Below are 11,908 nucleotides of genomic sequence, written 5' to 3' on the forward strand. Positions count from 1 at the left end.
CCTGCACCGCGAGATATTCGACGATGCGGTCCTTGACCTTCTCCAGCGCGTAATGATCCTCGTCGAGCACCGCCTGCGCCGCCGCGATATCCTTCTTGAGCTTCGACTTCTTGCCCCACGGCAGCCCGAGCAGCACGTCGAGATAGTTGCGCACCACGGTCGCCTCGGCCGACATCGGCGCCATCGTCTTGAGCTTCTTGAGCTCGGCGGTCGCTTTGGTCCGCGCTTCCTTCGACAGCTTGAGCGTGGCGACCTTCTGGGTCAGCTCGGCGATCTCGTCGCCGTCGCCTACCTCGCCCTCGTTGCCGAGCTCGCGCTGGATCGCCTTGAGCTGCTCGGTGAGGTAATATTCGCGCTGGGTCTTCTCCATCTGGCGCTTGACCCGCGACTTGATCTTCTTCTCGACCTGCAGGACGCCGAGTTCGCCCTCCATGAAGGCGTAAACCATTTCGAGCCGCTTCGACTGATCGAGTTCGATCAGCAGCGCCTGCTTGTCGGCGACCTTGATCGCGATGTTGCCCGCGATCGAATCGGCGAGGCGCGACGCTTCCTCGATCTCGCTCATCTGCACCGCGGTCTCGGCCGGCAGCTTGCGGTTGAGTTTCGAATAATTCTCGAACTGATCGACCACCGACCGCATCAAAGCGGCGATTTCGACGCTCTGGATCGCCTCTTCGTCCACCCGCTCGATCGTGGCGGTCAGGTGATCGCCGCTACCCGATAATTCGGTCAGCGTGGCGCGCGCCTTACCCTCGACCAGCACGCGCACCGTGCCGTCGGGAAGCTTGAGCAACTGCAGGATCGTCGCCACAACGCCCATGTCGTACAAATCGTCGCGACCGGGATCGTCCTGACCGGGATCGAGCTGCGCGACGAGGAAAATCTCCTTGTCGGCGGCCATCGCGGTTTCCAGCGCGGCAACCGACTTGTCGCGGCCGACGAACAGCGGCACGATCATGTGCGGAAAAACAACGATGTCGCGCAGCGGCAATACGGGGAAGGATTGGGTCATGGATACTCCGAGTGCGCCCAACCGGGACGCATCTGACCCTCTATATGGGATTGGTAAGCGTTCCATCAATCGCCGACTCCCGCTGCGCATCGCGATGCTGGGGATAAGCGCGAGTTTGGCGGCGACGTCCGGGGCCGCTACGTTGCCCAAGAAGGGCGAGCCGCCGCTCACCGGGCAGACTCAGCGGTCGGGCGGGCCGATCGATCCCGACCAGGCCAAGCTGCAGTTCGATATCGCCGATTTGGCGATGGAGGTGTTGCCGGAAACGCAGAAGATCAAGAGCCTCGCCCGGCTGATCTTCACCGCCAAGGCGCCGATCGACAAATTGGTGATCGATCTCGACCGGAATCTGGGGCCAAGCGCGATCGCGATCGACGGCCAGCGGCTGCCGGCGAGTGCTTATGCCAATCCCGACGGCCGGCTGACGATCAAACTGCCGCGCACCTATGCCACGGGCGAGAAGCTGATTGCGACGATCGCTTACGGCGGGACGCCGCACGTCGCGGTCAATGCGCCGTGGGACGACGGCATGGTCTGGTCGAAGACCAAGGACGGTCGCCCCTGGATCGCGAGCACCAGCGAAGGCTATGGCTGCGATATTCTCTGGCCGTGCCTCGACTTTCCGACCGGCGAGCCGGGTAAGGTCGCGCTGCACATCACCGTGCCAAAGGGCCTAAAGGCGCCCGCCAACGGCGTGTTCAAGGGAATGGACACCGAAATCGACGGGCGGACGACGTGGAACTGGGAGATCAACCACCCCAATACTTACGCGATCGCACTCAATATCGCGCCCTACGAAGTGATCGAGGGCAGCTACAAGAGCCGCTTCGGCAACAGCATCCCTATGTTCTACTGGTACCTGCCCGGCGAGGAAGCACAGGCCAAGGCGCTGTTCGCCGAATTCGCCCCGACGCTCGATTTCTACGAGGCCAATGTCGGCCCCTACCCGTTCGGCGACGAGAAGGTCGGTGTTGTGGAAACACCGCACCTCGGCATGGAGCACCAGACCATCAACGCCTATGGCAACGCCTACAAGAAGGCGCCCGAAGGGTTCGACTGGCTGTTCCAGCATGAGTTCGGCCACGAATGGTTCGGCAACCAGGTCACCGCCGCCAATTGGGACGATTACTGGCTGCACGAAGGCTACGAGCAATACATGCAGCCCGCGTACGGCCTGTGGCGTGAAGGTTTCGCGCGCTACGCCACGATGATGGACAAACAGCGCAACCAGATCCTGAATTACGTGCCGATCGTCCGCGACCGCGAGGTCACCGAAGAGGAAGTGTACGAGCTCGCCAAGGGCGGACCCGGCCAGGATATCTACAACAAGGGATCGTGGATGCTCCACACCCTGCGCTGGCTGATCGGCGACAAGGATTTCTGGGACGTCACGCGATTGGAAGTCTACGGCCGCACGGACCCCAAGCCGGGCAATTTCGCGCCGCGCTACGGATCGACGCGCGAATATCAGGGCTTCATCGACAAGGTGACGGGCAAGGATTACGCTTGGTTCTTCGACGTCTATCTGCGCCGCGCGGCGCTGCCCGAACTGGTCGAGGCGCGCAGCGGCGACAAATTGACCTTGCTGTGGATCACCCCCGACAATCTACCATTCCCGATGCCGATTGAGGTGATGATCGGCGACAAACTGGTCAAAGTGGCGATGCCCGACGGCACCGCGACGATCGATGCGCCCGCGGAGGTGCGGGTAGTGGTCGATCCGTTCGCGCGGGTGCTCAAGCGATCGAAGGCGGTCGAGGACTATCAGGCCGGGCAGCGCAAAGGCTAGGGAGACGAGATGAACAATTTTCCCAACGATCCGGTCGGCTTGCCAGGATTCGCCGCGCTCATGCTCGGCTTTGTCGTGTTTTTCGCCGCGTTGATGGTGGCGCGGATGCGCGCGACGAAAGAGGCTGCGGCGCCGATTGCCCAGAAGGCGTCGGTCACTTGGCTCTGGATCATCGTTCAGGGCATCGGCATCGGCATTATCGGCTTCGGCCCGATCCGCGTCGCGCTGGAGGCTGGATCGACCAAGGCGATCGTCGAGGGGCTAGCGGTGGCGCTCCTGATGGGTAGCGCGATCGCCCTGTTCAATGCCTCATCCCGCGCAATGGGCAAGAATTGGGCGCTGGTCGCGCGCACTCGCTCCGATCACACGCTCGTCCAGAACGGACCGTTCGCCTGGATGCGCCATCCGATCTACGTCGCGCTGTTCCTCTACATGATCGCGATGGCGGTCGCGTTCGGCCATATTCGCAACCTGGTTGTGGGCATCCCGCTTTACATGCTCGGCACATGGATGCGCGTCACGCACGAGGAGCGGTTGCTCAGGACGCAATTCGGCGCGGCATATGATAACTATGCCGCGCGGGTGAAACGGTTCGTGCCCGGGTTGTTCTAGAAGCCGAACTCCTTGCCGTAGAAGCTCTTGATGTCGAACCAGACCTCGCGCTTTTCGCCGGTGTCCGGTACCGTCCCGGTCAACATGTCGTAAGGGTGGCCGTCGTCGCCCATGATCAGCGACTGCATCTCGACCTTCAGCCCCAGCTTGCGCATGATCGCATATTCTTCGTCGATACTCTTGACCTTATACGCCGTTTGCTTGGTCGCGCCCTTTACGTCGGCCGCCGGTGTGGCAGTTGGCGCCGGTGCGGGCGTATCCTGCGCGCCCGCCGCGACGGGAACGAACAACAGCGTAGCGGCGAGGAGATATCTGATCATCGCCCGAACCTATCGCGACGGCGCGCGGCGTCAATCTGGTTGACGCAGCATCGACCAGAATTTGGGACCGCCTTTGGGGACGTTCCACTCACTCGTCACCACGAAGCCCAGCGACTGATAGAGCCCGACGTTCCGCTCGGTCGCGGTCTCCAGATAGGCGGGCAGCCCGTCCGCGGCGGCGCGCGCCAGGCCTTCACGGATCGACGCGCCACCCAGACCCTTGCCCTGCTGCGCCGGATCGACCCCCGCGATGTGGAGATACCAATGCCGCTCGGGCGGCGCGTGCGCATCGAGCGCATCGCCGACGCGCAGCGCGCGGGGGAGCGCGAAGCCGAGCGTCGTCACCAACGGGACGGCGCGGCGTAGCAGGTCGAGCGTGCCCGCCACGGGCGTGCCGGGGCGCTGCCACAAGGTCGCGGCCTCAGCGTCCCCGGTGACCAGCCGCATCCCGGGAGCATCCGCGTCGAACAGCAGGCCGAACAGCTTCGGCAGCCGCTTCGCGCGATCGCGCGGATCGGGGAAGATGTACGCCATCGCCGGGTCGTCGGCGAACGCGCGGGCGAGCATCGCGGCGATGGCGGCGCGGTCAGCAGGGACGGCGTCGCGGATCATGCCGCTCTGGCGCACCCCTCGGGCTTCACCACGCGCTTGGTCGAGACGGGATAGCGGTCGAGCAGGTGCGCGGGGCGGATCGGCCGCGGGACGAAACCGCCACCGCAATTGGGGCACACACCAGCCAGCTCGCCGCCAACGCAATCGGCGCAGAAGGTGCACTCGAACGTGCAGATCCGCGCGTCCTCGCTCTCCGGCGGCAAGTCGCGGTCGCAGCATTCGCAATTGGGGCGGAGTTCAAGCATGACCTCTCCCCAACGCGAACTTACGCCGCGTCGCCGGTCTTTTCCTTCTTGGCATAGACGCGGATCGGGTCCTTGGTGCCGAGCACCACGTCCTTGTCGATCATCACTTCGTCGACCCCGTCCATCCCGGGCAGGTCGAACATCGTGTCGAGCAGGATGCCCTCGAGGATCGAGCGTAGCCCGCGCGCGCCGGTCTTGCGGTCGATCGCCTTCTTGGCGACCGTCACCAGCGCGTCGTCGGTGAAACCGAGCTTGACCGTCTCCATGTCGAACAGCTTCTGATATTGTTTGACCAACGCGTTCTTGGGTTCGCTCAGGATTTTGACCAACGCGATCTCGTCGAGGTCCTCGAGCGTCGCGATCACCGGCAAGCGGCCGACGAATTCTGGGATCAGCCCGAACTTGAGCAAATCCTCTGGCTCGACCGCCTTCAGCGTCTCGCCGGTGCGGCGCTCGTCCGGCCCGGCGACATGCGCGCCGAAGCCGATCGACTTGCCCTGGAGGCGATCGCCGATGATCTTTTCTAGGCCCGAAAACGCGCCGCCGCAGATGAACAGGATGTTGGTCGTGTCGACCTGGAGGAATTCCTGCTGCGGATGCTTTCGCCCGCCCTGCGGCGGCACCGACGCGGTGGTACCCTCCATCAGCTTGAGCAAAGCCTGCTGGACGCCCTCACCCGACACGTCGCGGGTGATCGAGGGATTCTCCGCCTTGCGGCTGATCTTGTCGATTTCGTCGATATAGACGATCCCGCGCTGCGCGCGCTCGACGTTATAGTCGGAGGCCTGGAGCAGCTTGAGGATGATATTCTCGACATCCTCGCCGACATAGCCCGCTTCGGTCAGCGTCGTCGCATCCGCCATCGTGAACGGCACGTCGAGGATGCGGGCGAGCGTCTGCGCGAGCAGCGTCTTGCCGCAGCCGGTCGGGCCGACCAGCAGGATGTTCGACTTGGCGAGCTCGACATCGGCGCCCTTCGCGCCGTGGTTCAGCCGCTTGTAATGGTTGTGCACCGCCACCGACAGCACGCGCTTGGCGCGGCGCTGGCCGATCACGTAATCGTCGAGCACGTCGCAGATTTCCTGCGGCGTGGGTACACCCCCGTCCTTCTTGCTGACGAGCGCCGACTTGGTTTCCTCGCGGATGATGTCGTTGCACAGCTCGACGCACTCGTCGCAGATGAACACCGTCGGCCCGGCGATGAGCTTGCGCACCTCGTGCTGCGACTTGCCGCAGAACGAGCAATAGAGCGTGCTCTTCGAGTCGCCGCCGCTGAGTTTCGTCATTCAAACCATCCTATGGCGCCACCGTTGCGGAAGCGCGTTCGAGCGTCGGTCAGTGTAGACCGACGCCCTTCCGTATCACAATCACCAAAATTTGCCGTTTACGACGTTGCCGTTTCGCCCCGGCTTACGTCGCAGACGCTTCGTCCGAAACCGCCGGACGCTTTTCGAACACTTCGTCGATCAGCCCGAATTCCTTGGCCTCGTCGGCCTCGAGAAACTTGTCGCGGTCCATCGCGCGCTCGATCTCCTCCAGCGGCTTGCCGGTGTACTTCGCATACAGCGTGTTCATCCGGTGCCGGATGCGCAGGATTTCCTTGGCCTGGATCTCGATGTCCGACGCCATGCCCTGCGCCCCGCCCGACGGCTGGTGGATCATGATCCGCGCGTTGGTCAGCGCGACGCGCATGCCCGGCTCGCCGGCCGCGAGCAGGAAGCTGCCCATCGACGCCGCCTGGCCCATGCACACCGTACCGACGCGCGGCCGGATATATTGCATCGTGTCGTGGATCGCCATGCCCGCCGTGACGACCCCGCCCGGCGAGTTGATGTACATGAAGATGTCCTTTTTCGGATTTTCCGATTCGAGGAACAGCAACTGCGCGCTGATGACCGAGGCCATGTGATCCTCGACCCCGCCGGTGACGAAGATGATCCGCTCGCGCAGCAGCCGCGAATAGATGTCGAAGCTGCGCTCGCCGCGGTTCGACTGTTCGATGACGATCGGCACGAGCCCGCCGGTGATCGGATCGACGCGATAGCCCGGAGGCGCGAAATTACCGGTTTCGAACGGATTGTGCATGTGAGTTCTCGTGGTCCTTATGCCCTTGCCCGGCTTACATCGGCGCTCGGTTCGCGGGGCGCAAGGGGGCAGGATGATGAACGCGGCGGGCAGGGTCGGATCGGCCGGAAGTAGACAAAGACGACACCCCCTTCCGACTTTGCAGTGTCAAAAGTCACACCCTCCTCGTGCGTGCACGGCGCGCACCTGTTCGAAAACCGACAAGGATAACGCTCGACAAGGCTGACAGGCGAAATCCTACATTGCCAGCGCGATCTTGCGCGCCGTCCTTCGCAGCCCCAATTTGACGCCAAGGGAGGAACGATCATGAGCTCAATTCTGGTCACCGGCGGGTCGGGCTTCGTCGGCGGGCACGTCATCCTGCAATTGCTGGCGGCGAGCCACACCGTGCGAACGACGGTGCGCAATCTGTCCAAGGAAACGGCGGTGCGCGAGGCGCTGGCCAGCGCCGGGGCGACCAACCTCGACAAATTGACCTTCGTCGCCGCCGACCTGGAAAAGGACGACGGCTGGGCCGAAGCGGTCGCGGGGTGCGAGTTCGTCCAGCACGTCGCCTCCCCCTTCCCGATCGCGCAGCCCAAGGACGAGAACGAGCTGATCCGTCCCGCGGTCGACGGTACGTTGCGGGTGCTGAAGGCGGCGCGCGACGCGGGCGTGAAGCGCGTCGTGCAGACCTCGTCGTTCGCAGCGGTCGGCTATGGCCACGGCCATCGCGACACTGTGTACGACGAGACCGACTGGACCGACGTCAACGGTCCCGCCGTCCAGCCCTATATGAAATCCAAGACGCTGGCCGAGCGCGCCGCGTGGGATTTCATCGAGCGCGAGGGCAACGGGATGGAGTTGGCGGTGGTCAACCCGGTCGGCATTTTCGGGCCCGCGCTCAATAACGACCTCTCGACGTCGATCGAACTGGTCAAGCAGATGATCGAGGGCAAATTGCCCGGCGCGCCGAGGCTCTATCTCGGCGCGGTCGACGTGCGCGACGTCGCGGGGATGCAGGTCAAGGCGATGACCGACCCGGCGGCCAAGAACCAGCGCTTCCTGGCGGTCGCCGCCGGCGCGCTGTCGATGTTCGAAATGTCCGAAATCCTGCGCGCGGGACTCGGCGACAAGGGCCCGAAGAAGCGGATGCGCGAGTTGCCCGACTGGCTGGTGCGGATCGTCGCGATCTTCAACCCGCTGGCGCGCGAGGCCGTCCCGCGGCTGGGTATCAAGGGCGAGGCGAGCAACAAGAAGGCGCGTGAGGTGCTGGGGTGGCAGTTTCGGTCGAACGAGGAAGCGATCGTCGCCAGCGGCGAGAGTCTGATTCGGCTGGGAATCGTCGGCTAACTATTGAAACCAAGCCGTGCTCCGGCGAAGGCCGGAGCGTTGGCAAGGCCAACGAACATCGCCAGCGCTCCGGCCTGCGCCGGAGCACGGAGAGGACAGAATGACCAACGACAACGCGCCTTGGCACGCGCACATCTATTATGACGCACCCCAGCGCGACGCCGCCGAGTTGCTGCGCGCGGACTTCGCAGAGATGATGGTGGAAGACGAGGTGCCGGTGCTGTTCGTCGGCCGGATGACCGACCGCCCCATCGGCCCGCACCCGATCCCGCAATTCGAGATCCACTTCGCCGAGCCCGGCGCCCCGGCGATCGTCGCGGCGATCGAGCGCAGCGGACTGCGCGCGCTGGTCCATCCGCTGACCGACGACGATGTGGCGGATCATACGACGCTGGGGCATTGGATTGGCGAGCCGCTGGAGCTGGACCTTAGTGTGCTCGACCCGCCGGGCGAGAATAAGGGCGTGGCGCGGTTCGGGAAGGGTGATTTCTAAGGGACCGACGGTATCCGTGCCTGGATGGAGGTGACCGCAAAGCAGATATTAAATTCATTCTCCACAGCTAAAGTCTAGCTTTACCAATCTCTTATCCATCCCCATTTTCGCAGTGAACACGACCGTCCCTGCACATCCGACGTTTTTAACCCAAAGTGCGACCGTCGATGTTCCGTTTCGGCTTGTTAGTAAGCCTGGTAGAATTCGACTGGCTAAAATTTTGCCTTTGAGGTCGGTGGCGGTGAGCGTGATAGGCTCGCGAATATTTTGCTGCCCGTCGCTTCTCAAATCGATCGTGAAGAGAGCATCGTTCGCAATTTCTTCGGCATCACCTTCGCCAATGATCGTGTTCCATAGATTGAATTTGCGGGGCGGCGCTATGTTGTCTGAAAGTCGCCCGGTTCCCTCATACCAAAGGCGAACGCTGGGATTAGTCAGATAGGCACCTCCGGAAGCTGCGGCAGCCTGCACGCTTAAGACCGACCAGAGTAATAAGAACCGTACGAAAACGCGCCGCAAGGACGAACGAGTCATTATCCAGCTCCAGTGCAGATGGTTGGATCACTTGCGGACTAGCACGACTCCGCCAGGCGCCGGATGTGCCAGATACGCCAGCCGCCGTACCTCTCGCCGGCCCCGCACCACGGTGTCGAGGATTAACCCGGCGAAGAAACATAGTGCCGCCAAAATAATAAGCCCCGTCGCCAGAATCGCGGTCGGGAAGCGCGGGACCAGGTGCGTCTGCAAATACGTGATCGCCAGCGGCACGCTCAGCACGATCGCTGCCAGCGCGAGCAGCGCGCCGATGCTGCCGAAGAACAATAACGGCCGCTCGATGCGATACAGCGTCACGATCGTCGCCCCGATCCGCCAGCCGTCGCCATAGGTGCTGAGTTTCGACACCGACCCCTCGGGCCGCGCGAAATAGCGTGTTTCGACCTCGCCGACCGGCATGCGCAATTCGAGCGCGTGGACGCTGATCTCGGTCTCGATCTCGAACCCGCCGGTCAGCACCGGGAAACTCTTGACGAAGCGCCGCGAGAAGACGCGGTAGCCCGAGAAGATGTCGGTGAAGCTGCGCCCGAACAGCCGCGCGAGCAGCCCGGTCATCGCGCGGTTGCCCATCACGTGGCCGCGCCGATACGCCTCGGCGGCTTCGTGGACGCGGGTACCGACGACCATGTCGAGCTGTTCGTCGAGCAACCGCTTGACCAGTTGCGGCGCGGCCTCGGCGTCGTAGGTCGCGTCGCCGTCGGCCATGACGTAGATGTCGGCGTCGACATCGGCGAACATGCGGCGGACGACATTGCCCTTGCCCTGCATGCGCTCCGACCGGACGATCGCGCCGGCGGTGCGCGCGACATCGACCGTCCTGTCGCTTGAATTATTGTCGTAGACGTAGATCACGGCGTCCGGCAGCGCGGCGCGGAACCCCGCGACCGTCTGCGCGATCGCGGTTTCCTCGTTATAGCAGGGCAGCAGGACTGCGATGCGTGGTTCTGTCGTCACTCAACCCCCCGTCGTCACCCGGCCTCGTGCCGGGGTCCACCGGGCGGCCAGGTGAGAAGCTAGAGCTTCTTGTCCGTAGCTTGCGGCACCGTGGACCCCGGCACAAGGCCGGGGTGACGGATTTTACTTCTTCGCCGGCGCCTTCTTCGCGGCGGGCTTCTTGGCGGGCTCTGCCTTGGCAGCGGGAGCCGCCTTGGTCGCCGCCTTCTTCACCGGCGCGGCGGGCTTGGGCTCGTCCTTGGGCGCTTCGACCTTCTTGTCGGCCTTGGACGGCGCAGCCTTGGTGGCGGCTTTCTTCGCCGGCTCCTCGGCCTTCGCCTTGGCCTTCTTCGCCGCCTTGGGCTTGTGATTGTCGTGATCGTGGCTGTGCGTGCCGGTCGAGAAGCCGTCTTCGGACTCGATCGCTTCCTCGAGCTCCTCGCGAGTCACTTCGCGGTCGCTGATCGTCGCGGTCGAGAACAGGAAGTCGACGACCTTGTCCTCGTACAGCGGCGCGCGAAGTTGCGCTGCGGCCATCGGCTCCTGCTGGATATACTGGATAAAGCGCTGCTGGTCTTCCTGGCCGTATTGCTGCGCCGCCTGCGCGATCAGGCGGTTCATTTCCTGGCTGGTCACCTCGACGCCATTGGCTTGGCCGATTTCCGACAGCAGCAGCCCGAGCCGCACGCGGCGCTCGGCGATCGCGCGGTAATCGTCCTTTTCGCTCTCCATCTCGACCAGAGCGGCCTCCGGATCGGGCTCGTGGGTCGCTTCGTGCTTGAGTTGCTCCCAGATCTGCGCGAACTCGGCCTCGACCATCGACGGCGGCACGTCGAAATCGTGCCCCGCGGCGAGCTGGTCGAGCAGCTTGCGCTTCATATGGGTGCGCGTGAGACCATTGAGTTCCTGCTCGACCTGACCCTGCAACAGTTCCTTGAGCTGCGCGAGATCCTTGAGTCCCAGCGACGTGGCGAGCGTATCGTCGATCTTGGTCTCGCCCGCGGTCTTCACCGACTTGGCGACCAGGTCGAACGTCGCCGGCTTGCCGGCCAGATTCTCGGCCTGGTAATCGTCCGGAAAGGTGACGTTGATCTGCTTCTCGTCGCCCGCCTTCATCCCGACGACCTGGTCTTCGAACCCGGGGATCAGGCGGCCGCTGCCGATCTCGACCGCCATATCGGTGCCGGTGCCGCCATCGAACGCGACGCCGTCGGCGGTCTTGCCGACGAAATCGACCGTGACGAGGTCGCCCTGCTTGGCCTTGTAGCCGTCCTTGGTGTCGTTCCACGACTTCTGCTGATCGGCGAACTTCTGGAGCTGCGCCTGGATCGCCGCGTCGTCGGTCGGGACGGTCAAACGCTCGAGCTTCAATTTGTCGATCGCCGGGGTCGGCACGTCGGGCAGGATTTCCAGCTCGACCTTGAGCTCGGCGTCCTGGCCGGCTTCGTATTCGTTCTCGAGGCTGACCGAGGGCTGCATCGCGGGACGCAGCTGGTTGCTGGCGATCAGCTGCTGGATACCGTCCTGGATCGCGGTGTTGAGCGCGTCCTGCGTCAGCGCAGGCCCGTGCATCTTGCGGATCAGGTTCGCGGGCACCTTGCCGGGGCGGAAACCCGGCATCTTGATCTGCGGCGCGACCTTCCTGACCTCGGCCTCGACCTTGGCGTCGATTTCCTTGGCGGTGATGGTCAGCGTGTAGGCGCGCTTCAGCCCCTCGTTCAACGTCTCGACAGTCTGCATCTCAGGCCTTTGTACGAAAAGGAAAAATCTGGTCGGTGCCGTCCCCCGCTCGTCACGGGGACTGGTGCGGGCGAAGGGACTCGAACCCCCACATCTTGCGATACTTGGACCTAAACCAAGCGCGTCTACCAGTTCCGCCACGCCCGCTTGGGACACCGCCGGTCGGCGGCGTCTATAGCA

13 protein-coding genes and 1 tRNA gene are annotated in these 11,908 nt (G+C 63.7%); 4 read left to right on the plus strand and 10 right to left on the minus strand.

From position 1 onward, the window contains the following. Positions 1 to 1,012 (minus strand): LON peptidase substrate-binding domain-containing protein (locus JWM94_RS15800; protein WP_299429157.1); only part of this gene is annotated, 1,012 nt, incomplete at its 3' end. A gap of 94 nt (positions 1,013 to 1,106) precedes the next feature. Between JWM94_RS15800 and JWM94_RS15805 the strand changes: the two genes are divergently transcribed. Beyond that, complete coding sequence (locus tag JWM94_RS15805; protein WP_299429159.1) at positions 1,107 to 2,801, plus strand: M1 family metallopeptidase; 1,695 nt, start codon at positions 1,107 to 1,109, stop codon at positions 2,799 to 2,801. A 9-nt stretch (positions 2,802 to 2,810) separates the two neighbouring features. Further along, on the plus strand, positions 2,811 to 3,413 hold the full coding sequence (locus tag JWM94_RS15810; protein WP_299429161.1) for an isoprenylcysteine carboxylmethyltransferase family protein: 603 nt from the start codon (positions 2,811 to 2,813) through the stop codon (positions 3,411 to 3,413). Here the strand turns inward: JWM94_RS15810 and JWM94_RS15815 are convergent. From JWM94_RS15815 to clpP, 5 genes are all read right to left on the minus strand, one after another. After that, entirely contained in the window at positions 3,410 to 3,733 is a 324-nt protein-coding gene (locus JWM94_RS15815) for a hypothetical protein (RefSeq protein ID WP_299429163.1), read from the minus strand. The two genes, JWM94_RS15810 and JWM94_RS15815, sit on opposite strands and share 4 nt — an antisense overlap. A gap of 30 nt (positions 3,734 to 3,763) precedes the next feature. Continuing rightward, on the minus strand, positions 3,764 to 4,345 hold the full coding sequence (locus tag JWM94_RS15820) for an N-acetyltransferase (RefSeq protein ID WP_299429165.1): 582 nt from the start codon (positions 4,343 to 4,345) through the stop codon (positions 3,764 to 3,766). Next, positions 4,342 to 4,590 carry a DUF1272 domain-containing protein gene (locus tag JWM94_RS15825; RefSeq protein WP_299429167.1) on the minus strand — a complete coding sequence of 83 codons (249 nt, stop codon included), beginning with the start codon at positions 4,588 to 4,590 and terminating at the stop codon, positions 4,342 to 4,344. Before JWM94_RS15825 ends, JWM94_RS15820 begins: the two co-directional genes overlap by 4 nt. A gap of 20 nt (positions 4,591 to 4,610) precedes the next feature. Next, on the minus strand, positions 4,611 to 5,876 hold the full coding sequence (gene clpX / locus JWM94_RS15830; protein WP_299429169.1) for an ATP-dependent Clp protease ATP-binding subunit ClpX: 1,266 nt from the start codon (positions 5,874 to 5,876) through the stop codon (positions 4,611 to 4,613). 124 nt (positions 5,877 to 6,000) lie between these two features. Then, positions 6,001 to 6,675, minus strand: coding sequence for an ATP-dependent Clp endopeptidase proteolytic subunit ClpP (clpP, locus tag JWM94_RS15835; protein WP_299429171.1), 675 nt, complete (start codon positions 6,673 to 6,675; stop codon positions 6,001 to 6,003). A gap of 306 nt (positions 6,676 to 6,981) precedes the next feature. Here clpP and JWM94_RS15840 point away from each other — a divergent pair, with 306 nt between their 5' ends. Both JWM94_RS15840 and JWM94_RS15845 read left to right on the plus strand, forming a co-directional pair. Beyond that, on the plus strand, positions 6,982 to 8,007 hold the full coding sequence (locus tag JWM94_RS15840; protein ID WP_299429173.1) for an aldehyde reductase: 1,026 nt from the start codon (positions 6,982 to 6,984) through the stop codon (positions 8,005 to 8,007). Between the two features lie 100 nt (positions 8,008 to 8,107). Beyond that, positions 8,108 to 8,500 carry a DOPA 4,5-dioxygenase family protein gene (locus JWM94_RS15845; protein ID WP_299429175.1) on the plus strand — a complete coding sequence of 131 codons (393 nt, stop codon included), beginning with the start codon at positions 8,108 to 8,110 and terminating at the stop codon, positions 8,498 to 8,500. Positions 8,501 to 8,554: 54 nt separating this feature from the next. Here JWM94_RS15845 and JWM94_RS15850 read toward each other — a convergent pair whose 3' ends face one another. The 4 genes from JWM94_RS15850 to JWM94_RS15865 form a co-directional block, all read right to left on the minus strand. Beyond that, on the minus strand, positions 8,555 to 9,034 hold the full coding sequence (locus tag JWM94_RS15850; protein ID WP_299429177.1) for a hypothetical protein: 480 nt from the start codon (positions 9,032 to 9,034) through the stop codon (positions 8,555 to 8,557). Between the two features lie 27 nt (positions 9,035 to 9,061). Further along, complete coding sequence (locus tag JWM94_RS15855; protein ID WP_299429179.1) at positions 9,062 to 10,009, minus strand: glycosyltransferase family 2 protein; 948 nt, start codon at positions 10,007 to 10,009, stop codon at positions 9,062 to 9,064. 123 nt (positions 10,010 to 10,132) lie between these two features. Then, positions 10,133 to 11,728, minus strand: a complete 1,596-nt coding sequence (gene tig / locus JWM94_RS15860; protein ID WP_299429181.1) for a trigger factor — start codon at positions 11,726 to 11,728, stop codon at positions 10,133 to 10,135. A 62-nt stretch (positions 11,729 to 11,790) separates the two neighbouring features. Continuing rightward, positions 11,791 to 11,875 (minus strand) — tRNA-Leu (locus JWM94_RS15865). Between the last annotated feature and the right edge of the window lie 33 nt (positions 11,876 to 11,908).

The organism is Sphingomonas bacterium, from assembly GCF_028289855.1.
Classification (GTDB): Bacteria; Pseudomonadota; Alphaproteobacteria; order Sphingomonadales; family Sphingomonadaceae; genus Sphingomonas.

Excerpts from the sequence above, each read along its gene's own strand:
- JWM94_RS15845 (WP_299429175.1), top strand. The coding sequence starts at position 8,108 with ATGACCAACGACAACGCGCCTTGGCACGCGCACATCTATTATGACGCA.
- JWM94_RS15840 (WP_299429173.1), top strand. The coding sequence starts at position 6,982 with ATGAGCTCAATTCTGGTCACCGGCGGGTCGGGCTTCGTCGGCGGGCAC.
- JWM94_RS15850 (WP_299429177.1), bottom strand. The coding sequence starts at position 9,034 with ATGACTCGTTCGTCCTTGCGGCGCGTTTTCGTACGGTTCTTATTACTC.
- JWM94_RS15815 (WP_299429163.1), bottom strand. The coding sequence starts at position 3,733 with ATGATCAGATATCTCCTCGCCGCTACGCTGTTGTTCGTTCCCGTCGCG.
- clpP (WP_299429171.1), bottom strand. The coding sequence starts at position 6,675 with ATGCACAATCCGTTCGAAACCGGTAATTTCGCGCCTCCGGGCTATCGC.
- tig (WP_299429181.1), bottom strand. The coding sequence starts at position 11,728 with ATGCAGACTGTCGAGACGTTGAACGAGGGGCTGAAGCGCGCCTACACG.
- JWM94_RS15805 (WP_299429159.1), top strand. The coding sequence starts at position 1,107 with ATGCTGGGGATAAGCGCGAGTTTGGCGGCGACGTCCGGGGCCGCTACG.
- JWM94_RS15810 (WP_299429161.1), top strand. The coding sequence starts at position 2,811 with ATGAACAATTTTCCCAACGATCCGGTCGGCTTGCCAGGATTCGCCGCG.
- JWM94_RS15825 (WP_299429167.1), bottom strand. The coding sequence starts at position 4,590 with ATGCTTGAACTCCGCCCCAATTGCGAATGCTGCGACCGCGACTTGCCG.
- clpX (WP_299429169.1), bottom strand. The coding sequence starts at position 5,876 with ATGACGAAACTCAGCGGCGGCGACTCGAAGAGCACGCTCTATTGCTCG.
- JWM94_RS15820 (WP_299429165.1), bottom strand. The coding sequence starts at position 4,345 with ATGATCCGCGACGCCGTCCCTGCTGACCGCGCCGCCATCGCCGCGATG.